23 protein-coding genes and 2 pseudogenes are annotated in these 24,422 nt (G+C 67.4%); 11 read left to right on the forward strand and 14 right to left on the reverse strand.

Annotation, left to right across the window (positions count from 1 at the left end):
• Positions 1-10: 10 nt before the first annotated feature.
• From AB0E94_RS31075 to AB0E94_RS31100, 6 genes are read right to left on the reverse strand one after another with little or no spacing between them, the layout of a single operon-like run.
• Positions 11-1,000 (reverse strand): Gfo/Idh/MocA family oxidoreductase, encoded by a 990-nt coding sequence (locus AB0E94_RS31075; protein ID WP_360333397.1) that lies wholly within the window; start codon positions 998-1,000, stop codon positions 11-13.
• Between the two features lie 35 nt (positions 1,001-1,035).
• Positions 1,036-1,998: a glycosyltransferase gene (locus AB0E94_RS31080; protein WP_360333399.1), complete on the reverse strand. Its 963-nt coding sequence runs from the start codon at positions 1,996-1,998 to the stop codon at positions 1,036-1,038.
• A 14-nt stretch (positions 1,999-2,012) separates the two neighbouring features.
• Positions 2,013-3,065, reverse strand: a complete 1,053-nt coding sequence (locus AB0E94_RS31085) for a Gfo/Idh/MocA family oxidoreductase (protein ID WP_360333402.1) — start codon at positions 3,063-3,065, stop codon at positions 2,013-2,015.
• Positions 3,062-3,850 (reverse strand): sugar phosphate isomerase/epimerase, encoded by a 789-nt coding sequence (locus tag AB0E94_RS31090; RefSeq protein WP_360333405.1) that lies wholly within the window; start codon positions 3,848-3,850, stop codon positions 3,062-3,064. The genes AB0E94_RS31085 and AB0E94_RS31090 overlap by 4 nt, the downstream gene beginning before the upstream one ends.
• Positions 3,847-4,983 (reverse strand): glycosyltransferase, encoded by a 1,137-nt coding sequence (locus tag AB0E94_RS31095; RefSeq protein ID WP_360333408.1) that lies wholly within the window; start codon positions 4,981-4,983, stop codon positions 3,847-3,849. Before AB0E94_RS31095 ends, AB0E94_RS31090 begins: the two co-directional genes overlap by 4 nt.
• Complete coding sequence (locus tag AB0E94_RS31100; protein ID WP_360333410.1) at positions 4,980-5,951, reverse strand: UDP-glucuronic acid decarboxylase family protein; 972 nt, start codon at positions 5,949-5,951, stop codon at positions 4,980-4,982. The genes AB0E94_RS31095 and AB0E94_RS31100 overlap by 4 nt, the downstream gene beginning before the upstream one ends.
• A gap of 548 nt (positions 5,952-6,499) precedes the next feature.
• Between AB0E94_RS31100 and AB0E94_RS31105 the strand changes: the two genes are divergently transcribed.
• The 8 genes from AB0E94_RS31105 to AB0E94_RS31140 all read left to right on the forward strand — a co-directional run bounded on the left by AB0E94_RS31105 (position 6,500) and on the right by AB0E94_RS31140 (position 15,404).
• Positions 6,500-8,476, forward strand: coding sequence for a beta-galactosidase (locus tag AB0E94_RS31105; RefSeq protein ID WP_360333413.1), 1,977 nt, complete (start codon positions 6,500-6,502; stop codon positions 8,474-8,476).
• Complete coding sequence (locus tag AB0E94_RS31110; RefSeq protein WP_360333416.1) at positions 8,473-9,291, forward strand: ATP-binding cassette domain-containing protein; 819 nt, start codon at positions 8,473-8,475, stop codon at positions 9,289-9,291. Before AB0E94_RS31105 ends, AB0E94_RS31110 begins: the two co-directional genes overlap by 4 nt.
• Positions 9,269-10,126: an ABC-2 family transporter protein gene (locus AB0E94_RS31115; protein WP_360333419.1), complete on the forward strand. Its 858-nt coding sequence runs from the start codon at positions 9,269-9,271 to the stop codon at positions 10,124-10,126. Before AB0E94_RS31110 ends, AB0E94_RS31115 begins: the two co-directional genes overlap by 23 nt.
• Positions 10,123-11,028: an ABC-2 family transporter protein gene (locus AB0E94_RS31120; protein ID WP_360333422.1), complete on the forward strand. Its 906-nt coding sequence runs from the start codon at positions 10,123-10,125 to the stop codon at positions 11,026-11,028. Before AB0E94_RS31115 ends, AB0E94_RS31120 begins: the two co-directional genes overlap by 4 nt.
• 88 nt (positions 11,029-11,116) lie before the next feature.
• Positions 11,117-11,989, forward strand: a complete 873-nt coding sequence (locus AB0E94_RS31125; protein WP_360333425.1) for a hypothetical protein — start codon at positions 11,117-11,119, stop codon at positions 11,987-11,989.
• Positions 11,986-12,879, forward strand: a complete 894-nt coding sequence (locus AB0E94_RS31130; protein WP_360333427.1) for a glycosyltransferase — start codon at positions 11,986-11,988, stop codon at positions 12,877-12,879. The genes AB0E94_RS31125 and AB0E94_RS31130 overlap by 4 nt, the downstream gene beginning before the upstream one ends.
• Before the next feature lie 2 nt (positions 12,880-12,881).
• Positions 12,882-14,195: a UDP-glucose/GDP-mannose dehydrogenase family protein gene (locus tag AB0E94_RS31135; RefSeq protein WP_360333455.1), complete on the forward strand. Its 1,314-nt coding sequence runs from the start codon at positions 12,882-12,884 to the stop codon at positions 14,193-14,195.
• Between the two features lie 33 nt (positions 14,196-14,228).
• Positions 14,229-15,404 carry a Gfo/Idh/MocA family oxidoreductase gene (locus AB0E94_RS31140; RefSeq protein WP_360333430.1) on the forward strand — a complete coding sequence of 392 codons (1,176 nt, stop codon included), beginning with the start codon at positions 14,229-14,231 and terminating at the stop codon, positions 15,402-15,404.
• 431 nt (positions 15,405-15,835) lie between these two features.
• Here the strand turns inward: AB0E94_RS31140 and AB0E94_RS31145 are convergent, their stop codons facing one another.
• The 3 genes and pseudogenes from AB0E94_RS31145 to AB0E94_RS31155 all read right to left on the reverse strand — a co-directional run bounded on the left by AB0E94_RS31145 (position 15,836) and on the right by AB0E94_RS31155 (position 17,111).
• Complete coding sequence (locus AB0E94_RS31145; RefSeq protein ID WP_360333433.1) at positions 15,836-16,390, reverse strand: NUDIX hydrolase; 555 nt, start codon at positions 16,388-16,390, stop codon at positions 15,836-15,838.
• A gap of 121 nt (positions 16,391-16,511) precedes the next feature.
• Positions 16,512-16,690: pseudogene (locus AB0E94_RS31150) on the reverse strand (GTP-binding protein); the annotation flags it as partial.
• 91 nt (positions 16,691-16,781) lie between these two features.
• Positions 16,782-17,111: a metalloregulator ArsR/SmtB family transcription factor gene (locus AB0E94_RS31155; protein WP_360333435.1), complete on the reverse strand. Its 330-nt coding sequence runs from the start codon at positions 17,109-17,111 to the stop codon at positions 16,782-16,784.
• 628 nt (positions 17,112-17,739) lie between these two features.
• Here AB0E94_RS31155 and AB0E94_RS31160 point away from each other — a divergent pair.
• Positions 17,740-19,989, forward strand: coding sequence for a LuxR C-terminal-related transcriptional regulator (locus tag AB0E94_RS31160; RefSeq protein ID WP_360333437.1), 2,250 nt, complete (start codon positions 17,740-17,742; stop codon positions 19,987-19,989).
• Positions 19,990-20,298: 309 nt separating this feature from the next.
• Positions 20,299-20,508: a hypothetical protein gene (locus AB0E94_RS31165; protein WP_360333440.1), complete on the forward strand. Its 210-nt coding sequence runs from the start codon at positions 20,299-20,301 to the stop codon at positions 20,506-20,508.
• A gap of 133 nt (positions 20,509-20,641) precedes the next feature.
• Here the strand turns inward: AB0E94_RS31165 and AB0E94_RS31170 are convergent, their stop codons facing one another.
• Positions 20,642-20,833, reverse strand: a complete 192-nt coding sequence (locus tag AB0E94_RS31170) for a hypothetical protein (protein ID WP_360333443.1) — start codon at positions 20,831-20,833, stop codon at positions 20,642-20,644.
• A gap of 366 nt (positions 20,834-21,199) precedes the next feature.
• Between AB0E94_RS31170 and AB0E94_RS31175 the strand changes: the two genes are divergently transcribed.
• The gene (locus AB0E94_RS31175; protein WP_360333458.1) at positions 21,200-21,571 is read left to right on the forward strand and encodes a metalloregulator ArsR/SmtB family transcription factor; all 372 of its coding nucleotides are present in this window, start codon (positions 21,200-21,202) and stop codon (positions 21,569-21,571) included.
• Positions 21,572-22,180: 609 nt separating this feature from the next.
• On the opposite strand, the gene AB0E94_RS31180 is transcribed toward AB0E94_RS31175, so the two are convergent.
• The 4 genes and pseudogenes from AB0E94_RS31180 to AB0E94_RS31195 all read right to left on the reverse strand — a co-directional run.
• Positions 22,181-22,552: a hypothetical protein gene (locus tag AB0E94_RS31180; protein WP_360333461.1), complete on the reverse strand. Its 372-nt coding sequence runs from the start codon at positions 22,550-22,552 to the stop codon at positions 22,181-22,183.
• A 347-nt stretch (positions 22,553-22,899) separates the two neighbouring features.
• On the reverse strand, positions 22,900-23,184 hold the full coding sequence (locus AB0E94_RS31185) for an STAS domain-containing protein (RefSeq protein ID WP_360333446.1): 285 nt from the start codon (positions 23,182-23,184) through the stop codon (positions 22,900-22,902).
• A 155-nt stretch (positions 23,185-23,339) separates the two neighbouring features.
• A complete protein-coding gene (locus tag AB0E94_RS31190) occupies positions 23,340-23,714 on the reverse strand; it encodes a hypothetical protein (protein WP_360333449.1) in 375 nt (124 codons plus the stop codon).
• A gap of 442 nt (positions 23,715-24,156) precedes the next feature.
• A pseudogene (locus tag AB0E94_RS31195) lies at positions 24,157-24,422 on the reverse strand (hypothetical protein); the annotation flags it as partial.

The raw sequence follows: 24,422 nt of genomic DNA on the forward strand, positions 1-24,422 counted from the left end.
GTTCGTCGCGTCAGCGATGGGGCGGTGCGGTGAGTAGCGTCAGCGCCTGCTGCACGTCCACGGATTCGTCGAGAGTGATGTGGGGTTCGCCGCGCCCGGACACCGCGTGAGCGAACCGGTCGACCATCCGCTCGTACATGTCGACGCCGGGGAAGGTGGTCGTCTCCCGCTGCCCGTCCACCGTCAGCAGGGTCAGACGGCCGTCGCTGGTACCCGGGTTGAAGCAGTGGTCGATGGTGAGGCTGCCCTTGTCGCCGCGGACCACCAGCTGTGAGTCGTGCCAGGGGAGCAGGAAACTGGCCGAGAGCTGGGCGGTCCGGCCCTGGCCGTAGTCGAGGACACCGCAGGTGTGCAGGTCCACGCCGGTCTCACCGCGGTGCCTGATGCTCGTGCCGGCGACCGGCGGGCCGCCGTACACGAGGTTGGCCGCGTCGGCGATATAGCACCCGAGGTCGAGCAGCGCACCACCGCCCAGGTCGCCCGACATGCGGATGTCGGCGGGATCGTCCAGCACGAAGGACAGCGCCGCCTCCACACTGTGGACCTCACCGATGGCGCCGTCCCTGATCTGCCGGACGAGTGTCGCGAGCTGGGGGTGGGTGCGGTACATGAACGCCTCCGCGGCCACGCGTCCCGCCTCCCGGGCTGCGGAGCGGATGGCCTCGGCGTCGTGCAGCGTGGTGGTGAGCGGTTTCTCGCACAGCACGTGCTTGCCCGCTGCCAGCGCGGCGAGCGTCCATTCCGTGTGCATCGCGTTGGGCAGCGCGATGTAGACCGCGTCGACGTCCGGATCGGCCAGCAGAGCCCGGTAGTCCGGGTAGGTTTGCGGTGCGCCCACCGCGCCGGCGATCCGCTGCGCAGCCTCGTGACGGCGGGAGGCGACGGCATGCACGTTGCAGTGGGGTGAACGGGACAGGGCCGGGCCGACGAAGTTCTCCGCGATGCGGGCGGCGCCGAGGATGCCCCAGCGCAGGACGTCATCGGGGGCAGGGGCGTTCACGGCTACGATCGGTTCCTCTCGGTAGGCGGATCGGTTCAGGGCGCGGTCGTCCGGGAGGGGACGCCGGCGAGGGATCCGTACGCCCATGCGAGGATGTCCCCGAGCTCGTGGAGCCCGCTGGTGTTGCTGACCCGGAAGTTGCCGAGATACGTGGCGAGCAGGCGTGCCGCGTGGTCGTCGCCACGCAGGGCGTGGTAGCCGAGTGCCTCCACGTTTCCGCGTACGTAGCATCGTTGTTTGTGGTCGGCCGTGGCCGTCTCCAGCCAGGAGTTGTGCAGCGCCCTGGCGCTCGGGAGGTAGGCGACGGTGCGGCCTTCGCGCATCAGTGCGTAGCCGAGTTCGGTGTCCTCACCCGAAGCGGGACCGGTTCCGGGGCCTAGATGGGGCAGGAACACCGGGCGCCCGGGCAGCATCTTGCTCCTGCGCAGGGCCATGTTGTTGGAGGAACCGACGACGGACACCGGGATGGTCGGCTCCCCGGTGTACGGGCCCGGCTGCCAGTTGGACGCCGACACCGCCGGGCACCACAGCTCACCGTCGGGTGTCTCGGCCGTCGCCCAGGCGTTCTCCCCGAGCAGGGGTACGACCTCGGATTCCAGCCGCCAGTTGGGCAGGGGTACCGGTTCGACCCGGCCGAACGCCGCCGCGACCTCGGGCTCGGCGGACATGTAGGTGGCCATCTCCTTGACCCAGCCGGGTTCGGGCAGGCAGTCGTCGTCGAAGAAGAGCACCACGTCGGTCCGGGCGCTGGCCAGGGCCAGGTTGCGCCCGTCGGAGGCGGTGCCGGAGCCGTCGAGCACCCGTACCGGGACGTTCGCGGAGGCGTCGGCGACGGCTGTACGGTCCAGGGAACCGCCGGTGTTGTCGACGACGATCACCTCGGCGATGGAGCTGACGTCGTCCGCGGCGATCAGCCGGAGGGACTGGAACAGGTCGGCGCGGCCGATGCTGCAGACGGCCACGGTCAGGGCAGTGTCGAGGGGCACTGAGTTCGACATACGGCAACCGGCTCCTATGCGGGTCGGGGCAGGGGAGTGGGAGGGGGCGCACCGGGGGAGGTGGCAATGGCTGTTTCGACCGGGACGGTCCGGCCCTGGCGTGCGGACTGTGTGGCGGCCCGCAGCACGGTGAGCACGCCGACGCAGGCGTCGGCGGGTGCAGCGAAGGGCTGCCCGGCGCGGACCGCGGCGAACACCTCCCGGAACATCGCGGCGTACGAGGGTTCGACCGGCTCCGACCGGGCTGGGCCGGGGTCCGGGTAGACCTGGCAGGCCCCGCAGTCGCCTTCGAGGCGCAGTGATCCGTGTTGGGCGTGTACTTCCAGCACGGGCTGGGCGCGAGGAGCGCACCAGGCCGTTTGGACGCTGGTGAGGGTGCCGCTCTCATGGTCCAGCAGAACCATGGCGACGTCCTCGGCGGAGGTGACGTCGGGCCGGGAGAGCCGCGCGGTGACCCGTACGACGGGGGAGTTTGCGAGTTCCGCGGCGACGTACATCCAGTGGTAGGCGTTGTCGGTCAGGCAGCCGCCACCGGCGTGCCGGCGCCGCCAGTACGGGCTCACACCGGCACCGGGGAAGTGCCCGGGGTCGGGCTGTTCCAGGCGCAGGAAGCGGATGCGGCCGAGTGTTCCGGCGCGCACCTGTCGTATCGCCTGGCGTACGTCGCTGCGGTAGAGGTAGTTGTGCACGATGCCGAGCCGGTCGGGCGGGGCGAGCCCGGCCAGCCGGGCGGCCACGCCGACGTCGACGGACATCGGTTTCTCGCACAGGACCCGGATGTCGGCGGCGAGGAGCCGTTCCACGACGGGTGGAGTGCGGTCCGGTGGTAGCACGACCACCGCGAGATCGATCGGTTCGGGGTCGTCGAGCAGGGTGTCGACGTTGTCGTAGCGGCGGCCCGGGTGAACCGACAGCATGTCGCCGAGCAGTTGGCGCCGGGCCGGGGCGAGGTCCACGACGGCGGTGACGGTGGCGTCGCCGCCCAGCGTCAGGAACGCGGGGGCGTGGCCGAGTTCGGCGATCGCCCCGCAGCCGATGAGTGCGATCCGTAGCGGTGGACGGCTCACCGGGTGGCCCCCTGCCCCAGGGCGCCGACGTGCCAGAGCCGCCTGGTGAACTCGGCGTCGTGCCGGAGCGCGGCGGGCAGGTCGGGAGCCGGCATCGCCCGTTCCACGGTAGCGACTGTGATCGTCCCGGTGCTGCGTGCAGTGGACCAGCCGCGCACCAGGTCGACCTCTCCGGTGCCTAGGTCGAACGAGTGGGGTGCCTGTGGGTCGTCGATCAGGCCGTCCTTGATGTGCAGGTAGTCGCATCGCCCCGCGGTGGCCTCGAGGGTGCGGTCGAGTGCCCCTGCCACCGCGGCCCAGTGCAGGTCGACTACGAATCCGAGCTCGTCGGGGGTGGTCTCGGCGCAGAGGATCTCCAGCGGTGTGCGGCCGTTGGGCAGGGGCCTGGCCTCTTCCTCGTGGTTGTGCACGGCCACTCGCGCTCCCGCGTCCGCGGCGCGTGCGGTGAGCTCACGCAGTGCGGGCAGGCTGCCGGAGATGCTGTCGGCCGACTCGACGGGCAGTCCGGACAGGATCAGCCGGTCGCAGGCGAGCGCCTTGAGCGTCGCCCAGTGCAGGTCGTCGAGTTCGTGCCAGAACAGGTGCAGGGCCACGATGTCGAGGTCACGTTCGGCGCAGGCGTCGCGGAGCCTGGCCGGATCGTCCAGGAGCGGGGACATGATCTCCAGGCCGTCGTATTCGGCGGCGCGGATGGCGTCGAGGGTCCCTTCCAGGTCGGTCTCGGCTCGCCGCCCGAGTATTCCGTAGCCGTAGATGCCGGTCTGCAGCACGAGTCGTGGATTCATGTCGGCTCCTCGTCTTGTCCTTGCGGCGGTGTCCCGGGACCCGCCGGCGTGAAGCGTTCCGCCCGGAAGTAGTCGAAGCGCTTCATGGCCAATGCCGGCCTGCCGCGCCGCAGGGCCTCGAGGGTGATCCCGAGGTGGTAGCTCCAGTCGACGGAGGTGGTCGCGGCGGCCGAGACGGCGGAGACACCGGTCCGGCGGGCGATCCGCCGTGTGTCGTTGCCGAACCACAGGGCGGTGCCGGCCGCGGCGGTCAGCAGCAGTGGCAGGCGGTGCCGTGGCAGGAGTGCCGCGACCGCGCCGGCGGCCAGGGCGATGGTGGTGGGATTCGGCCGCCAGCGGGTGTATTCGGGTTGCCGGGCGCAGTTATAGACGCAGGCTCGGCCGTACAGGAACAGCTTGCGCCGGAACTGGTGCAGCCGCGTTATGCCGTCGGTGGCGTGGACCACCACGGGGGCGGGGTGCCCGGCTGTGCCGTAACCCGCGGCGTCCAGGCGTACGCCGAGGTCTACGTCCTCACCGCCGACCACGGTGTAGGTGTTCTCGTCGAAGCCGCCGATCGCCTGGAAGGCGGTCTTACGTACCGAGAGGTTGGAGGTGGCCGCCCACCACAGCTGATCGAACTGCAGGGGCCAGTTCCACGGCGCGTTGGCGACGAGCGAGTGCCGGACGGTGCGCCACGGGCCGGTGGTTGCGTCGCCTTCGACCACGGTGGGCCCGGCCACGGCACCGATGTCCGGTCTGCCGCGCAACGCGTTGTGGATCTTCAGGTGTTCGCAGACCAGATTCGGTGTGGCGATGCAGTCGGAGTCGATGAACAGCACGAGCGGGTGGTGGGAACGGGCGACACCGAGGTTGCGTTTGGCCCCGACCCGGCGGGGTCCGCGGAGGTAGCGCACGCCGGAGTCCGCGCAGCTGCTGCGGATGCGCTCGGCGTCGCCGTCATCCGAGTCGTCCACGACGATGATCTCGGCGTGGACGCCGGTGGGCAGCTGCGTGACGGCGACCCGCAGGGATGCGATGAGGCGTTCGACCGAGGCGGGGTTTCCCCTGGTCGGGATGACGACGGAGATGCCGCTGAACTCCTGCGGCGTGGTGCCGCCCGCGGTGGCTGATGATCGGGTCGAAGCGGTCATCGGACCGGCTCCGAGGCTGCGGCGCGGGATTCGGCGAACCAGCGGATCGTTCGCCGCAGGCCCTCGTCGAGTGTGATCCGGGGCTGCCAGCCGAGGCGCTGCGCGGCGAGTGTGGTGTCCGGGCAGCGCAGCGAGGGATCGTCCTCGGGGCGGGGCACGAAGACGATGCCGGACGACGATCCGGCGGCCCCGATCACCAGGCGGGCCGTCTGCAGGACGCTGAGTTCCGCGCCGCCGCCGATGTTCACCGGTCCTTCAACGTCGAAGCTGGTCAGCAGGGCGAGCAGGCCGTCGACGGTGTCGTCGACGTAGCACAGTGAGCGGGTCTGCCCTCCGTCGCCGGCGACGGTGAGAGGCGCGTCGGCGAGAGCCTGGGTGATGAAGGTGGGGATCATCCGGCCGTCGTCGCCGCGCATCCGCGGGCCGTACGTGTTGAAGATCCGTGCGATCCGGGTGTCGAGGCCGTGCTGCTGGCGATAGGTGACGGTGAGTGCCTCGCTGAATCGTTTGGCCTCGTCGTACACCGAGCGGGGACCGACCGGATTGACGTTGCCCCAGTAGGACTCCGGCTGTGGGTGGACCAGTGGGTCGCCGTAAACCTCACTGGTCGACGTGAGCAGGAACCGGGCCCGGTGCCGGGCGGCCAGGTCCAGGGCGTGCTGGGTGCCGATCGAGGCGACTCGCAGGGTTTCCAGAGGAAGCCGCAGATAGTCACGTGGTGAGGCTGGGCAGGCCAGATGCAGGACCTCGGTCACCGGGCCGGTGACGTCCAGGCCCGCGCACACGTCGGCCTGGATGAACTCGAAAGCCGGGAATCGCGACAGTGCGCGGATGTTGTCCGGGGCTCCGGTGCTCAGATCGTCGACGCAGACGACCGAGTAGCCGAGCGCCAGCAGCCGTTCGCACATGTGCGAACCGAGGAAGCCGGCGCCGCCGGTCACCACTGCCCGGTGGTCGGCCCGGGTCATCGTCCCTCCCCGCTGCTGCAGTGCGGTGCTTCGGTTGCCGGGATCGGGAAAGGTCGTGCCGGGAACGCCATTATCTCAATGCCTTCCTGGAAATGAGATCGACCATTTTGCCGGCAGAGGGATGCGTGCTGGGCCGGCGATGGCTATTGTGCCGGCCTGGCGGTCCGGTGGGTGCGGATGACGAGCGCCGGTCGAGCCACTCGGCCGACGATAGGAAAACCGGCAAGCTGAGTAAATAGGAATTCGAGTCTTTGGTGGGAGCCACGATGTTTTGGCGGAGGGTCACAGTGGTCTTCGTGAGACTCGAGCTTTCCGGTATCTGATATCAGGACATAGGTGCATATAAACCTGGTCTCTTGGTGTTCAACTGGGGAGAGTGAACCCTTGCGCCGGGCCCGCCGAAGCGTTTATCAACCCAATTTCAATCGAGGTTGACAAATCTTTGTGAGTCGAGGACGGTGCTCATTGCACCGAGATCCGTTCCCATGAGGCACGTGAGCGAGGAGATCAGGTTGCACTCGGCGCCCCGTTTTCCCCATACGGACACGATGATCTTCGGGGCTGACTATTACCCGGAGCAATGGCCACCCGGGACATGGCACGAGGACGTCGTCCTGATGCGGCAGGCCGGCGTCAACCTGGTGAATGTCAATACATTCTCATGGGCCTCGTTGGAGCCCGAGCCGGGCAGGTTCGAGTTCGCCGAACTCGACAAGGTGATGGACCTGCTGTCCGGCGCCGGCATCGGCGCCAGCCTGGCGACACCCACCGCCGCGCCTCCGGCATGGTTTCTCCGGCGCCACCCGCGGGTGCTGCCCGTCACCTCCGACGGTGTCACCCTCGGGACCGGGGCACGCGAGTCCTTCTGCCCGAGCGCCCCGGAGTACCGGCGGGCGGCCGCCGGGATCACCCGGGCACTCGCCGAACGCTATCGGGAACACCCGGCGCTGCGGACCTGGCACGTCAACAACGAGTACGGCGCACATGCCCCGTTGTGCTACTGCGATCGTAGCGCGGCAGCCTTCCGCAGCTGGCTCGCCCGCGCCTACGGATCGGTCACCGCACTGAACGATGCCTGGGGGACGGTCTTCTGGGGCCAGACCTACACCCAGTGGGAGGAGATCAACCCGCCCCGCCGGGCGCCGATGCCGGTCAACACCACCCAGCGTCTCGACTTCCTGCGCTTCTCCAACGACGAGTACATCGCCTGCTTCCGCACCGAGGCCGACATCCTGCGGGCCGTCACACCGGGCATCCCGGTGTCCACGAACTTCATGGTCGGTGAGGCGAGGTGCGAGGACTACTGGACATGGGCCGGGCACGTCGACTACGTCGGCACCAGCAGCTATCTCCAGACGGCCGAATCCGACAGTCATGTTCTGCTCGCCATGTACGCTGACCTGGCCCGCGGGGTGGCCGGCGGGCACCCGTGGCTGCTCATGGAACACGCCACGGGCGCCGTCAACTGGCGGCCCCGCAACCCGGCCAAGATGCCGGGCCAGATGCGCCGCAACACCCTCGCCCACATCGCGCGCGGCTCGGACGGGGCGATGTTCTTTCAATGGCGCGCGTCGCGCTTCGGTACCGAAAAGTTCCACTCCGCGATGCTGCCTCAGGCCCACACCGATACGGCTGTGTGGCGTGACGTGGTCGCTCTCGGCGCCGACGTGCGTGCCCTGTCGGAGATCCGCAGTTCACGCGTGCTCGCCGAGGTGGCCATCGCGTGGGACTGGCAGTCGTGGTGGGCGATGGAGTTCGAGGACAAACCGAGCTGCGACCTGCGCTACGTGGAACGCATGCGGGCCTACTACCGGGCGCTGTGGGGCCGCAAGGTCACCATCGACATCGTGCATCCGGGTGCTGCGCTTGACGCGTACCGGCTGCTGGTGCTGCCGAGTCTCTACCTGCTCGACGAGGCCTGCTCCGCCAACCTGCGCGACTACGTCGCCGCGGGCGGCTGTGTTCTCGTCTCCTACTTCAGCGGCATCGTTGACCGGAACGATCACGTGTACCCGGGCCCGTATCCCGGTGCTTTGCGCGAGGTTCTCGGTCTGTACACCGAGGAATTCCACCCCCTGGGCCTGGGCGAACAGGTGCTGCTGTCGGACGGAACGACGGCCGGGGTCTGGTCGGAGCGGGTCGTCACGGCCGGTGCCGAACCGGAACTCACCTTCGCGAGCGGGCCGGACGCAGGCGAGCCGGCCGTCACCCGCCACACCTTCGGTGCGGGCAGCGCCTGGTACGTCGCCGCACGCCTCGAAGCCGATGCGCTGTCCGCCTTGCTCGCGAAGGTCCTCACCGACGCCGGCGTGCGGGTCGCCGACTGGCCCGAGCCGGTCGAGGCGGTGGTCCGCCGGGGCGAGCACGCGGAGTACCTGTTCCTGATCAACCATGACCGGACCGGGGCGCACCGGGTCACCGCGTCGGGGACCGATCTGCTGAGCGGCACCGTCCACGACGGGAGCATCGAACTGCAGCCGTCGCAGGTCGCCGTACTGCGCCGCCGGCGCGGAGACCGCCGATGAGCGACAGCCCGCGGCAGATGATCGTCGCCCGCGGGCTGCGGCGCACGTTCAAGGTCCCGCGCCGCGAACCGGGTCTGGCCGGTGGCCTGCGCTACCTCGTTCGTCCGTCGTACGAGACGAAGGTCGCCGTCGAGGAGGCCAGCCTCACCGTCATGGAGGGCGAGCTGGTGGCGCTGCTCGGTCCCAACGGCGCCGGCAAGTCGACGCTGATCAAGATGCTCACCGGCATTCTCGAGCCCACCGCCGGCAGTCTCACCGTGGCCGGGCTGGTGCCCCACCGCGACCGGCTGGCCAACGCCATGGCCATCGGTGCTGTCTTCGGCCAGCGCAGCCAGCTGTGGTGGGACCTGCCGGCGAGGGACAGTTTCCAGATCCTGCGTGAGGTCTTCGGCATAGACGAGCATGACTATCAGGTGCGGCTCCGCGAATTCGACAGACTTTTGGAGCTGTCCGCCTTCTGGCAGACCCGGGTACGCCACCTGTCGATGGGCCAGCGGGTGCGCTGCGACCTCGCCGCGGCACTGCTGCACGATCCACCCGTCGTGTTCCTGGACGAACCGACGATCGGCCTGGACGCGCTCGCGAAGGAAGGCGTCCGGGAGTTCCTCCGCCACCAGGTCGAGTCACGCGGCCGGACGGTAGTGCTGACGACACACGACATGACGGAGGTGGACCGGCTCGCCCGTCGGGTGGTCCTGGTCAACCGCGGCCGGACGGTCTTCGACGGCGAAATCGAGGACCTCCGTTCCCGGTACGGAGCTGGCTCCCACGATCTGGAGGACGTGATGAACGTTGCCTACCGCGAAACTCGATGACCGGCGGGTACGGCTGAGCCCGGCCCGGGGACGGCCGGCGCGCCGCTGGGCCACCATCGCTGGCGTCTCCTGGCGTGCCGAACTCGGACAGCGGTCCCGGCCGGTCAACACCGCCATCCGCCTGACCATGCAGCTGTTCGTCGTGGCGTGCTTCTGGCGGGGCTTCTACCAGGCGTCCGGGGGTGCGCAAAGCGCGGCTGCCACTCAGACGGTCAGTTACGCGGTCCTCGCGGTCCTGGTGACGCAGACTGGCGGCATCGACCGGATGTTCTCCCGCGACAGCATCGTCCAGCACCTGCAGCGGGGAACCATCCTCTACTGGCTGGTGCGGCCGATCCCTCCGCGGCGGTACTACCTCATGCGTGCCATCGGAGACCGGGCCTACGGTCTGGCCTGGGGAACCCTCGGCTATGTCGTCTGCCTGCAGATCGGTGTCGTCGCCGTGCCTGCGGGCCCGGCCGCCGCGGTCGTCGGGTTCGGGTCGTTCGTGCTCGGCTGCGTCACACTCGTCTACCTCAATCAGGTACTGGACCTCGTCTGCTTCTGGACGATGCTGAACACCAACGCGCTGAACATCTACCAGTTCGTCATGAACCTGATGTCCGGCGCCATCGCGCCGCTCTGGTTCTTCCCGGACTGGTTCCGTGCGATCAGTGCGGTGCTGCCGTTTCAGAACATCCTCAACACCCCGCTGTCGGTGTATGTGGGCCGGATCCCGGTGCGCGCGGCGGTGCCGCTCATCGGCATACAACTGTTGTGGATCCTGCTGCTGGTCCTGCTGACCCGGTTGATGTGGCGCCGGGCAGCGTCGAGCACAGCGATCGAGGGCGGATGAATATACCCGGAGACCTGGCACGGACATCCCCGGACGAGGACCGGCACGCCGGGCGCCCACCGGGGACCGTGGCGCTGGCGCGGCTGCGCAGGCGCAGATTCCACGCCCTGCGGCTCACCTGGTGTGTGACCAAAGTGAACTTCCGGGCCAGCCTGGAGTACCGCGGCGACTTCCTGCTCGCGATCGTCTCCGGCATCATCTGGCAGGCCTCGGTCCTGGTGCTGGCCACGGTGCTGGTCAACCGTTTCCCGAATCTGGCGGGCTGGACAAAGGGCGAGATCCTCCTGGTCGCCGCACTGCGGCTGCTCAGCCACGGCCTGTACGTCGCCGGATTCGCCTCGCTCGCGGCACTGCCCCGCATCGTGCAGGAAGGCAAGGTCGAGACCTTCATGCTGCGCCCGCTCTCCGTCTACCGGCAGGTTCTGTTCGACAAGCTGTTCCTCAACGCCATCGGTGACCTGGCCGTCGCGGTCACTCTGTTCACGATCGCCGTGCCGGAGATGGACGTGGACTGGACCGCCCAGCACGTCGGCTACCTGATCCTGGCCGTCGCCGGCGGGGTTTTCCTGGAGGCGTCGCTGCACACCGTCATAGCCTGCTTCGCACTGCGCTCCATCTCGACTATCCCGTGGTCACAGTGGATCGACGAGCTGCTGGCGACGTTCGGGAGCTATCCACTCAAGATCTTCCCGCTCAACGTGCAGGTGCTGTTCACCTTCGTCATCCCGATCGCCTTCATCGGCTACGTCCCGGCCGCGCAGATCGCCGGCAAGACGGCGGACCTGCCGTTCCCGCCCTGGCTGGCGCTGGCCGCACCGTTCGTCGGGATCCTGGCCTTCACGGCGGCCAGACTCCTGTTCGCCGCGGGCCTGCGCAAATACACCGGAGTCGGAGGTGTCTGAGGCCTGCTGAACTCACCGGTGTGAACGCCTCGGTCGCGGGCCGAAACGCCGTCCGGACCAAGCTTCCAGACTCGGAGGAACATAATCGATGACCAGTCCTCGATCGCCTTTGCCGCTGATCGCCGTGGTGGGGCCAGTACCGCCGAAGATGTTCGCCGCGTTCGTGGACCACTACCGGTCCCACGGCGTCGACGACGTCCTGGTCGCCTTCCACTTCACCGAACACGCGTCACCGGACCGGCGGGCGGAACTGCTCGAATGCTGCGAGCAACTGGTCGGCCGGCCGGTCCTGGTCAGTACCGGACCATGGCACGAACACATCCACGGCGACCTTCGGGACCACCTGCGCCGGCGGGCCGGCACCGGCTGGCACGTCCTGGCCGACGTGGACGAGTTCCACGGGTATCCACGCCCGCCCGAGGAACTCGTCGCCGAGGCGGAGGCGCGAGGGAGCCGGCAGGTCGGGGGAGTCCTATTCGACCGGGTCTCCGCGGACGGTGCGCTTGCCGACTGGGCCCCAGAGAAGGGCCTGGACGCCAGTTACCCGCTCGGTGGCTTCCTCACCTCACGCCTGCTCGGCGGCAACCCGCGCAAGGTGGTCCTCGCGCACAGTTCCCTGCCGTTGGTGCTGGGCAGCCACTACAGCCCGGACGGGCTGCCCGACGACGACCTGCTGGTGCCGGTGCATCATTTCAAGTGGACCGAGCGGGTCCTGCCCGACCTGCGCCGGCGCGTCGCCGAGCACAGCAGCGGCGCCTGGTGGGAGGTGACCCCGGCGATCCGGACCGAGGCCGCCGCACTGCTGGAACACATCGAGAACCACGACGGGCGGATCGATGTGACGGACCCCGGCATGTCCTTCCAGCCGGCCTCGGTCGAGCACCTGCCGGACCGATGGGCGGAAGAGTCCAGGGATGTGGCGGAGCGCTACCGCGAATACCGGCGCTGGAGCGCCACGTGAAACTGTCCGTCGTCATACCGCTGTTCGACCTGGCGGCGGAACTCGACCGCACCCTGGCCGGGCTGGCCGCCCAACCGGACGTCATGGACGACTTCGAAGTCATCGTCGTCGACCTCAACTCTCGCATCGACTCCCTCGAACCCGTGCACCGCCGGTATCGTGATCGGCTCCCCGTCTTCCTGGTGCACCTGCCCCGGCTGCGGACCCGGTATTCGCTGAGCCTGGGACGAAATACCGGGATCCGGTTCTCGCGCAACGAGTGGGTGTTGTGCCTCGACGCTGACTGCATCCCCGGTCCGTCGTACTTTCCCTGCCTGCGCAAGCACCTGGAGGCGTACCCCGAATCGCCGGTGATCCTCTCCGCGGAGCGGATATTCGTCGACGCCCGGGAGGTGCCCGCCGACACGATAGCCGCCGACGCCCACTCGCTCAGCCAGGCACCACTGACAGCCAGCGCCTCCAACCACGGCCTCGTCGAGGACCGGCGGATGACGCGGCTACGGCAGCTCGGCGACAGAATCCCGATCAGTCATCCCTGGGACGTCATGCACGGGTGCAATGTCATCTTCCGCCGCGAGGACGCACTCACGATCGGCGGCTACGACGAGTCCTTCGACGGCTACTGGGGTTACGAGGACATCGATTTCGCCCATCGGATGATCACCGATCGTGGCTGCGTCCCCGTGTACGCCGAGGGGTGTCACGTCTACCACCAGGAACGCTCCGGTCCGGACATGTGGCGCGACGTCCGCAGCCAGCGGGACGGAAACCCCAACTGGGGCCGAATCCGCGACCGCATCGACGGCTACGCGGATCACAAGGCCTCGCTGCACCGCCCCGACCACCCCGCCAGCACATGGCCTCCGCCGAAGGGACCCCACCGTTCATGAAAATCACTGTCATCGGCTGCGGATACCTCGGCGCCACCCATGCCGCCTGCATGGCCGAACTCGGTCACGAGGTCCTCGGCATGGACTCCGACGTGGGCAAGGTCCACGTCCTGAACACGGGACAGGCGCCCTTCCACGAACGTGGCCTCGACGACCTGCTGGCCAGGCACACCGCCGACGGCCGCCTGCGGTTCACGGCCTCCTACGCGGAGGCCGCCGCCTTCGCCGACCTGCACTTCATCGGGGTCGGTACGCCACAACGGCCGGACTCCCACGCGTACGACCTCGGCCACCTGTTCACCGCGGTCGGTCAACTCGCGTCCCATCTGTCCCGCCCGGCCGTCGTCGCGGGAAAGTCCACAGTCCCTGCCGGCACCGCCGCCCGCCTCCGTGACCTGCTGCACCAGCACGCGCCAGCCGGGGAAGCCGTCGAGGTGGCCTGGAACCCGGAGTTCCTGCGCGAGTCCTTCGCCGTCGACGACACGCTGCGGCCCGACCGGCTCGTCATCGGCGTACAAACCCCGAAGTCGTGGGCCGAAACCCTGCTCAAGCAGTGCTTCCACAAGATCATCAAGTCGGGTACGCCGACCATCGTCACCGACTGGGCCACCGCCGAGCTGGCCAAGGTGTCGGCGAACGCCTTCCTCGCCACGAAGATCTCCTTCATCAACGCCATGGCCGAGGTCTGTGAAGCCACCGGCGCCGACGTCGGCCTGCTCGCCGACATCCTCGGCCACGACACCCGCATCGGGCACCGGGGCATGCGGCCCGGCCTCGGCTTCGGCGGCGGCTGCCTGCCCAAGGACCTCCGCGGATTCATGGCCTGCGCCGAAGAACACGGCGCCGGCCCCGCCCTGGCCATCCTGGGCGAGGTCGACGCGATCAACAACAGGCGGCGCGAACGCGTGATCGACCTCGCCTGCGAACTCCTCGACGGCAGCGTCCGGGGCAGATGTGTCACCGTCTGGGGTGCCGCCTTCAAACCGGACACCGACGACATCCGTGACTCGCCCGCGCTGGCCGTCGCCCAGCGACTCCACGAGCTCGGCGCGACGGTCGTCGTCACCGACCCCAAGGGGCTCGACAACGCCCGCAAGGCGCACTCCGACCTCGACTACGCCGAGGATCCGGAGGCCGCCGTCGAGAACGCCGACCTGCTCCTGCACCTGACCGAGTGGTCCCAGTACTCCCGGATCGACCCGCGCCTGCTCGCCTGCCGCATGACGGCTCCGAAGGTCGTCGACGGGCGCGGCACCCTCGACGCGCGCAGTTGGCGCGAGGCAGGGTGGACCTTCCGCGCTCTCGGCCGTCCCTGACCGTGCCTGCCGTACGAAGATCGGATCACTCGCATGTCCGCACCTGAGATCCTTGAACGATTCGGCCGCAGGCTTCGTGTCGGGTTTGTCGGCGGAGGCGCCGGCTCGGTCATCGGGCGCACGCATCTGCTCGCTCTGCGGGCGGACGGCCTGGCCGAGCTCGTCGCCGGCTGCCTGAGCAGCGACCCCGACCGGGCTGACGCGTCGGCACGAGCTCTGCTCCTGCCACCCGAACGCAGCTACCCGGACTGGCGCACCATGATCGAGCGAGAGAGAGACCGGGCCGACGGGATCGACGTCGCCGTCATCATCACGCCACCGCTGTACCACGCGGAGATCGCCGAAGGCTTTCTGGCCGCGGGCATGAGCGTGCTCTGTGAGAAGCCGATGACCGCGACGCTCGCCGAGGCGGAAGCCCTCACCAAGGCGGTGGAGTCGAGTACCGGCCTGTTCGCGGTCACCCACTGCTATACCGGTTACCCGATGGTGCGTGAGGCCAGGCACTTGGTCCGCTCCGGTGCGCTGGGTGAGATCCGCCTGGTCGAGGGCCAGTTCGCCGGGGGCGAGCCCAGCCTGCTGCGGGAACCCGGGGACCCGTCCACCCGGCACTGGAGGTTCCGGGCGTCCGCGATGGGCCGGGCGAGTCTGCTCGGCGAGATCGGCAGTCATGTGCACAACATCGTCGAGTATGTGACCGGGCACCGGGTCACCGAGGTGTCCGCGCATCTGAGTACCGTCGCCGCCCGCCGCGAGGTCTACGACAACGCGTACCTCACCGTCGGCTTCGGCAACGGAGCGGCAGGGCGCCTCTGGTCGAGCTTCGTGGCCGCTGGCGCCGAACACGGCCTGGAGTTCCGCATCTTCGGCGACGACGGCTCACTGCACTGGCGCCAGGATGATCCGGAATACCTGTGGCTGCTGCGCCCGGGCCGCGGCATGACCCGGGTGTCCCGCGGCATGGCCACCACCAGTGGGTTCTCCCAGGCGGCCACCCGCATCCGACCCGGGCACCCGGAGGGTTACCTGATGGCGTTCGCCAACATCTACCGGGACTGCGCGCATGCTGTCATGCGGACCCGGCTCGGCGAGGACGCCTCGAGGGAGCTCGCGGCACTGCCCGACGTCCGGGACGGCCTGAGTACTATGCGCCTGCTTGAAGCGGCGGTCGCCGCCCACGAATCCGGCCGGACGGTACCTGTCGGCGGGTGACGCCGCGCCGACGGTGGACCGGCGGCGACCGGTGATCGGTTGGCTTTCTGTTCGCCGCCGGACGAAAGCAATGGGAAAGTGCGGCATGCTCCTGCTGGCCCTTACCTATTGAGTGCCTCGAACGACCCGCCGTAGCCGCGGGATGCCTGCCCACTACCTGACCTCTGTAGGTCTCCAAAGATCGGCAGTTTGGGCTAGGCAGAGCCGTTCGTGTGGTGGTCCGGCTTGCCAAGGACAGGCCCGCACATCTCTGGACCGTGGCAGCCTTGTGCAAGACCGGCGAACTGATTGGCCATTGACCGGTTCCGGACCACCTTGTGACCTTGGGCTAAATATTGATCGTGGTTGCAGCCCGCCCGCACGGCGAACACCTCGCATACCGGGAGCCGACAACCTCTGACCGCGAAGACAGGGGCCGCGAGCCGCTGGGGTTACTGTGAAGTCAAGAAGTGCCTGGACGACAGTTGGAGCTGGAAGAGGGTCAGTGCCGCCAGCGATGGCGCATCCACAACCTGCCCCGAGCAAATCATCCCGGCGATTTCCTGATCGGTAAACGCTCGATGGATCATATCCTGCTCACCTGCCTCCCGATCAGGCTCGCCTTCAGCGAGCCCTTCCGCGAGATAGACGTCGAAGCCCTGGGTCGAGAAGCCATAAGCCTCGAACAGATGGCCCAGATGAGTGAGGGACGCAGCCCGCAGGCCGGTTTCCTCGACGAGCTCTTGGCGGGCGAGTGCCGCTTGGTCCCCGCTAGCGCCACCCTCCCCCCAACTGCCCTGGGGGAACTCCCACCCACGCCGCCCAACCGGGTATCGGAACTGTTCAACCAGCCAGAAGCCATCCCGCCAGCGGGGCATCACCAACGCGAAGTCAGGCTTCTCTACCACGCCGAAGATGCCAGGACTTCCGTCCGGGCGACGAATCTCATCCTCCCGGACGACCATCCAGGGGTTTCGATACACAACGCGACTACTGACCCGTTCCATCACGCGATCATCTCAGCATGTGCAATAACCCGAACCACGCCGCCGATTGCACCTGACGAGGACCACCCGGTCGGGACTGCTACTGCTATGGCGTTTCGGCCGGTCAGGCGGGAAGCACCGCTCCCGACACCATGATCGGTACGCCTGCCGGGGGTCGCATCGGCCGTCGGGGCCCGCCTGGGACCAGAGCCCGATCATGCCGGGACGGGTGGCGAGCCAGAGAAAACCCTTCGAGCGCAGTACGCCGTACTCAGTCACCGCGTAGTCGAGGAAGTCCCACAGCCGTTGCGGGTGGAACGGCCCAGCGGTGAGGTCGGCGACCTCGCCGAGCAGGTCGTCGCGCAGCGTGTAGCAGATGCAGCCGGATCGGCGGCCGCCGTGCCGCTCGTCGTCAGCCTTCGCCGGTTCCGGCGGTCGTGAACTCGGCCAGCAGTGGGGCCTTGCCGGTGAGCGCCTGACGTCCGAGTGACAGGATTTGCTCAACGGCGGGCGTGGCCAGGGCATACATAACGACGCCCTTGTCTCGGTAGGTTTTCACCAGACAAGCGCGGCGTAGCACCGCCAGTTGTTGGGAGAGGTGTGCCGGCTCCACGTCCACCTCAGCCAGGAGCTCACGGACTGCTCGGGGATCGTTCTGAAGGAGCTCCAGAATGTGAACCCGTATCGGATTGCCGAGCGTGCGATAGAGCTCGGCTTGCGCCTGGTAGAGAGGAGCCGACATGAGTGCTCCTGTCGAACGTACCGAGAACTTGATCTTTCATCAGGTTCTACACGGCTCCACGTCTTGACGAGCCTGGTTCTCCCGATCTCATCGTCCCGGGTTTCGGCGCGAACGCCAGCCGTACCGTCGGTCAAGCTCCTGGCTCGGGTGGGTGCGGCGCCGTGCCGATGCCTTGCTGCTGATCGTCGGTGGGCGGGCTCGCTGTCCTCCGATCGGGTGCCTTCTCAGCCGGAGCGCCCCGGGTTTCGCGTTGGTGGCGCAGCTCCCAATAGATGGCGAGTAGAGCGTTGGCCTTGGCCAGTTCCGCGGCGTGGGCGGTGTCGATGACGTCCAAGCTGGCCTCGGTCAGCAGCGACTCGGCGACGATCGCGAGTTCGGCTCCGCGGCTGGCCGCATCGGCGACAGCGTCGTTGTCGGTAGAGATGGTTGTGGCCTCTCTCGTCGGCGGGGATCTCAGCCTCCACCGGCTGCCGGGGGTTGGGTACCGTGACACTACGGAGAGGGATACGTAGACACGGTCTGCTAGGTATGCGGCGTGGTGAGCCGCTGGGGCCCGGGTGAAGGTGAGGTCGAGGGCGAGCCGATGAGGTCCGGGACCTATGGGCGACATGCGGGCCGTGCCTTGCCGGTGGACGCCACGAGCTTCGTCGGCCGACGCCACGAACTCGCCCAGCTGAGGGACCGCCTGACAGCCGCACGGGCAGTGACGGTCACCGGTCTCGGCGGTCTCGGTAAGACCCGGCTCGCGGTGCAGACCGCCCGGGAGAACGCCCGCCGGTTTGCTGACGGAGTCGTTCTGGTGGCATTGACCGGTACGGACGTGTCGATGCCGGTGGCCGATCTCGTCGCGCAGGCGCTGGGGATCCGGGAAATGTCGGCGCGAGCGAGCCGGGACGCGTTGACCGAGTTTCTGTGTTCCAAGCGCATGCTGGTGATTCTCGACGCCTGTGAGACCCAGCTCGAACGGTGCGCGGACCTGGTCGAGCACCTGTTGTCCGCCGCGCCCGACGTCAGGATCATCGCGACCAGCCGGCTGCCCTTGCAGGTCGCCGGTGAAGAGGTGTTCCCGCTACGGCCGTTGACAGTCGAGCAGCCGCGGGCCGGGTCGTCGGACGCCTACGAACTGCTCAAAGCCCGTGCTGCGGTGATCCCCGGTGCCGCTCTCACCGAGCAGGATGTGGCCAGCGGCGTCGCGCTCTGCCGACGGCTGGACGGGATTCCGCTGGCCATCGAGTTGGCAGCGGCCTGCCTGCTGACACTGTCGGTGACACAGGTCATCGACCGCCTCGACCAGCGCTTCAGGCTGCTCGCGACCCGTCGCCCCGGACGAGGGCAACAGCAGGTGCTACGCGCCGCGCTCGACGGCAGTTTCGAGTTGTGTCATCCGAGCGTGCGCCTGCTCTGGCAGCGTCTGAGCGTGTTCGCCGGAGAGTTCGACCTCGCCGCGGTGGAGGAGGTGTGCTGCGGCGACGACTTACCGGCCCCCGACCTGCCGCACCATCTCGGCGCTCTGCTGGAACAATCTGTGGTGATGCGCCTGCCGGGCGTCACCCCGCGTTTCCTGCTTCTCGACACCATCCGCGAGTACGGGGCGCTGAGACTCGGCGAGTCGCTGGAAACGGCGACATACAGAGATCGGCATCGCCGGTTCTACGCGAAGCAGGCCGCTCACGCCGAGCAGGCCTGGAACGGCGCCGATCAACGTAGCTGGCTCGACGAGATCCGTCACAGCCAGGCCGACATCTGGGCCGCGCTCGACTCGTACCTCGACGACGAGGACCCCGAGGCGGTGTGCGCCGGCGTGATCATGGCTTCGCAACTGTGGTTCTTCTGGATAGCCGGCGGACGGTTACGAGAGGGCCGCCGCTACCTGCAACGCGCGTTGAGCCGAAATACCCCACCCGGCCAGGCGCGCCGCCGTGCCCTGTGGGCCTGCGCTTTCGTCGCGGGCACTCAAGGCGACCTGTCATCGGCGACAGCGATGGCGCAGGAATGTCTCGCCGACGCCACCGACGCCGGCGACGACGACCTGAAGGCGTGCGCCCAGGAGACCCTCGGCATGATCGCGGCGATCAGTGGCGATCTCGGCGCTGCCATCAGGCTGTTGACACTGGCCCTGGACCAGCACGGCGCGCCCGGGCGTTCGCCCGCCGGTCTGCTGCGGACACTGCCGTGCCTGGGAATCACTCACATCATGAACGGCGACCTAGACGATGCGATCACCATCGCCGGACGAGCCGAGGACCTGTGCCGTCATCTGGGGGAACGGTGGCAGATGTCCTACGTCCACTACCTGCTGGCCCTCGGGTTGCGTGTCAAAGGCGAACCCGAGCAGGCCCTCGCCCACGTGCATGAGGCCATCGACATCAAAGCCGAGTTCCACGACGTAGTGGGCCTGGTCATGTGCATCGAACTGCTTGCCGGGCTGCTGGCCGACCGCGGCGACGGCGACCGCGCAACACGTCTGCTCGGCGCTGCCGAGACGCTCTGGCAGACCTTCGGGCTGCCGTCCTTCGGATCGCCCTTCCACTCCGCGGAACATGCCCAGACAGAGAAGACGATCCGGCAGTCGCTCAATGCCGACTCGTATCGGAGAGCTCTTGGGGCGGGCCAGAGACTCGACATGGATACGGCGGTGGCGCTCGCCTTGAACCGTGAGCCCGGGCCGGGGCTCCCGTCGGCTGCTGTCAGCCGCGGACCACACCTGACACCGCGGGAGACGCAGGTCGCCGAGTTGGCTGCCGCCGGGTTGTCCAACCAGGAGATCGCCGACAGGCTGGGCATCGGGCGCCGGACCGTCGAGTCCCATGTCGAGAACCTGCTGCGCAAGCTTGGCTTCCGGACCCGTACTCAGATCGCGGCATGGCTGGCCACCTGACTCACACTCGGACGGCCTGCCGGCGTGCCCGACCGGCTCCCGGCGGAAACCGGCAAACCGCCTTCGCAGTAATGTGAAATTGCTACAGTTTGCAACTGCGACCTCGAGATCGGTCCCGCTGATGCGTGGATGGGGTTCCGGATACTTGGCCAGGCCCCCCGTGCCGCCCCGTTCAGCGGCATCACCAGAGCCTAGCGTCGGCAGGCGTCCCCGCCCGCGCCGGTGAACGACCGCCTGGGCGAGGCCGGCCACGACAAACATGAGCGTTGCCGGGGGACGTACGCGGATCAGCTGGTGAGGACACAACAGATGGCACTCCTGGATGAACCTGAAGGCCGGGCCTTGGCCGAGCTCTATGTCAAGACCGTCGACCACAACTACGAACTGCTGCGCGCCCTGGCGGAATACCTCGCCGACCACGGCACCGGAACGGACGTCGTCCGGCTTCGGGCACAACTCGATCAGTACGAGGCAGCTCTCGCCGCCTTGCGGTCATGTACCAAAACCTTCACCGTGTAGCCCACCTCCGTGCTGCTTCGGTCAGGCCCGAGCTGGCGCAGGCACTGGATGCCTCGGCGAGCGCGATCGGCACCATGGTGCGGTAGGTCGGTGAGAACGCCGATCAGGTGGCTGCTGCCTCGGAGCAGTCGCCTTACAGGCCAGCCACCAGCGCGATACGAATCAACGAGATCGTGCCAACGAGATCGTGGTCAGGCTCGGCCGGTCGTCGATAGAGATCAGCAGCCGTCGTACAGGTGATCAACTCGATTGATGAGCAGACCAACCTGCTCGCGCCCGCCGCGACCGAGACCCGGACAGCGAGCCGGGTGATCGAGGTCAACACGCCGCCAGTAGGCCTGCCGAGTGTGATGGCTCGCCGGTTGTTCGGATGGCTACGGTGTCCGGTTGTCGTCTGGCGGGTATGTAGCCCGTTAGGAAGGGCCGAAAGACTCTTTCTTGCTGTCCCGCGAACAGGAATCGTGAAGTTGGAAACTGTGGACCTGTGAAGGACTGCAACTGCAGGGCTGGGATCCTTCGGGTGTTCTGTCATGCTGGTGTAGTTATGGTGATTTTTATACCGAAATTAACCCATATAGGTAGTGCAGTGCCGCCGTGTAGCCTGACAAGGATCCGTACGGCGGAAGCGGGGATATCGGCTGCGTTGAACACATCCCATCGACGCGGTAGCAACCATCATGGGGGAATGTTCGTGTCCGTGCCGTTGTACCAAGCCAAGGCCGAGATGTTCCGCACGCTGGGGCATCCGATCCGGATCCGTGTCTTGGAGCTCCTGCAATCGGGGCCACGGTCGGTACGGGAACTTCTGGCGGAAATCGATATCGAGGCGTCGGGCCTCTCTCAGCAGCTGGCGGTACTACGCCGGGCCGGCATCGTGGTCTCCTTCCGTGATGGCGGGTCGGTCATGTACCAACTCGGCTCGCCAGCCGTACTGGACCTACTGGCCGCCGGACGGCGCATTCTCGGTGACCTGCTGACTGACCGAGACGGGCTGCTGAGCGAACTGAAAGCCAAGGCCAACGACGAGAGCAGTATCCAGCAGGACCTGACCGGCTCGCGCTGAACGGCGCCGACTCAACCGATGTCCGGCCAGTCGATGCCCTCGCCACCGGCGACGCGGACGGACGGCTACGGCGGTCACCGCCGCCATAGCCGTCCCTGGTGTGCAGCAGGCAAAACCCAGCCGCCGTGCACCGTCGGGGTTCATCGCCGTGTAGGCCTGCACGGCAGGCCCGGGTCACATCGCCTACGGCGGCCTATGCCCTCGACCAGACTTCGCCCACGGGCGAGACTGCGTGACCGCCGGAGTCCGTTGAATCCGGATCGGATCATGCTGTGTCCGGTGGCGCCGGTCTAATCCGTTCGCCGTGTCGTCCTTGGCTCGTCAACATCCCCGGCCGGTGGAGGGTGAACGCATCGCCCGTATCCAGGTCGTGCGGCGTCGGCGGATCGAAGACGCGGGAAATGCGCCGGCGCGGCAATGGCGGCAATGAGCGGGGCTTAGGTCTCACCACTGCCCATCGAGGTGGGCGCGTCAGCGCTGCCACGTACGAAGCGTCAATTTGCAACCCCAAGCGATGGGTGCCGTTTCAGCCGCTCGTGGACATCCGGTGGGTGGGTGTGCCGTCGGATTTCGGCTGCTCCAGCGGTCGTGGGCGCGGTCCTGTCGGACCTACATGTCCACCCTTCGTTCGATGTCGCGCAGGCGGTGTCGTGCCATGGCCAGGTTGGCCCGCTCCTTGTCCAGCACGAGATAGAGGAACAGGCCTTTGCCGGATCGGCTGGTCAACGGGCGGATCAGGTGATACTGAGTCTCCAGCGTGATCAGGATGTCGTCTACCTTCTCGGCAATGCTGAGCATCTCCATCGCCCTGAGCTTGGCTCGTACGACGTCCGTGTTGCCGGCAGCAGCGACCGTGAGGTCGAGGTGCTTCCCGCCGCCGGCGGTTCCCAGGGCCATACCGCTGGTCTGATCGACCAGAGCGGCGCCGACGGCACCTTCGATCTGCATCGTGTCCTTGAGCGCTACATCCATCTCGGCCATCTCTAGATCCTCCGGGTCGTCGTGTTGTCCGCCGAGGATGGCCCGCATGACGCTGTTGATATCGGACACGATGTCCGCCTCGGGATTCTGATCAGGAGCCAGACTGAAGATGTTCGACCAGCGACTTGAAGATTTTTGCAACTTCATACATGCATAAAGTGTCGTATTCGACAGCTTCCCGTGTTTCGGCGAGTCGCGCGCGCCGCGCCATCTGGCCGTGATCGGTTCGGCTGCGGCTGGACCTCGGAGTGCAGCCGCAGCAGCACGTTCGGCGCGCTGACTCGTTTCACCGCCTATCGGCCGGCCGTGCTGCGGTGATCGCCGCCCGCTGCTGAGCCACGCGGATGTCAGCTCTGGCTCTCGTGACCAAGCCCGAACCCGCCGAGCAGCTCCATGAAACCGAGCACTCGCCTGACCGTGGAGCTGGCGGCGATGACGGCAAACCTGCCGTCCATGGTGTCGCGTGCTTCGATCAGGACTTCCAGCCCGGAGCGCGAGAGGAGGGTGACGTCGACAAGGTCAATCTCGACGGTCGCGATGATCTGTGTTGTGGCGAGCTTGATGATCTCCCTGAGCCAGGCGGCATTGGAGGCGTCGATTTCGCCGGCAACCGTTATCACCACCGCGCCCATGGGTGCCCGTTCCAATATGGTGACGCTCAGATCGCCGGTTGGCATGAGTGCCGCCTCAACATGAAGGGGAATTCGTTCGGATGGTCCGGTGCTACGCGAGCAAGCTGTTGATTGACACGTAGACCCGACCGTCGTCATGGGTGGTCTGTGGTTGTTCAGCGCTCAATTGACCGTTCAATCCGGCGCAACTGGCCGCGAGCGTCCTCCAGATCGTCGGGAGCGGGCAGCTGCATGACGATATAGGCGAGCATGTGTTTGCCGGGACCTGCATCCAACGGCCGGATCAGGTGACATCGAGCCTCCACCGTCGCCACGACGTCCTCAATCAGCCCGCTGATGCCCACTCGTTCCATGTGCTGCCATCTGGCCAACAGGATCTCGGCGCTGACCGCGGCGGCTTTCACCGGATCGAAGCTCGTGCCGTTGACGGCGACCCCCAGTGTCGCGCCGCTGAGGTAGTCGACGACGCCAACTGCGATTGCGCCGTCCACCTGTAGCGCTTCTCTGAGGGTTGCGTGCAGTTCCGGCATCGAGGGTCCTCCCTTCAACTCTGCCGCAGCACGGTCCGTCGTTCGCTTGGACGACGATGTGCCGAAGCGGGGAGCACGAATCGGACACTATGTGCGACGAGATTGGAGCTTTTCCTGAAGACTAGTCACCAGCGCCCTATCAGTTGCAAGTTTTTGAAACTCTAAAGATTCAAATTTCAATCGTGGAGCCTGCTGGGGGCTGCCGGTCTGTGCAGGCGCGTTTCAGGGGCGACCCATTGCCTTCTTCTCGCACGGCATGGCAGCCGGAAAGCAGTCCGGTGGCCGACGCTGCCGACGATGGGCATCACGCGGGGGAGAGCGAACATGCCGGTGCCGCTGGACCGCGCGAAGGCCAACATGTTCCGCGCACTGGGCCATCCCGCACGGATTCGTGCACTAGACGGAACCTGTCAAGTCAACTGAGACAGTTTGTTGATTTTGTTTAGCTTTGTGCTGCCGGAAGGCTGGTCGCTGCTGTGGCGGCGGCCTGTTCAAGGTCGTCGTCCGGTTTGTTGATCCACGCCCGGTCCGGAAGGCGCGGTGGTTGCGGCCGGCGGCGTCCGAACCGTTGCGGATGCGCTTCCCAGGCGGCGTCGAGGGTGCGCTGCCGCTGCTCACGGATCTGACCGGCGGTGCCGTGATGCACTGAGGCCGGAGTATGCAGGCCGATCCCGGAATGCCGGTGCTCATGGTTGTAGTACGTGTAGA

It is taken from the genome of Actinoplanes sp. NPDC026670, assembly GCF_040638175.1.
In the GTDB taxonomy this organism is placed as follows: domain Bacteria; phylum Actinomycetota; class Actinomycetes; order Mycobacteriales; family Micromonosporaceae; genus Actinoplanes.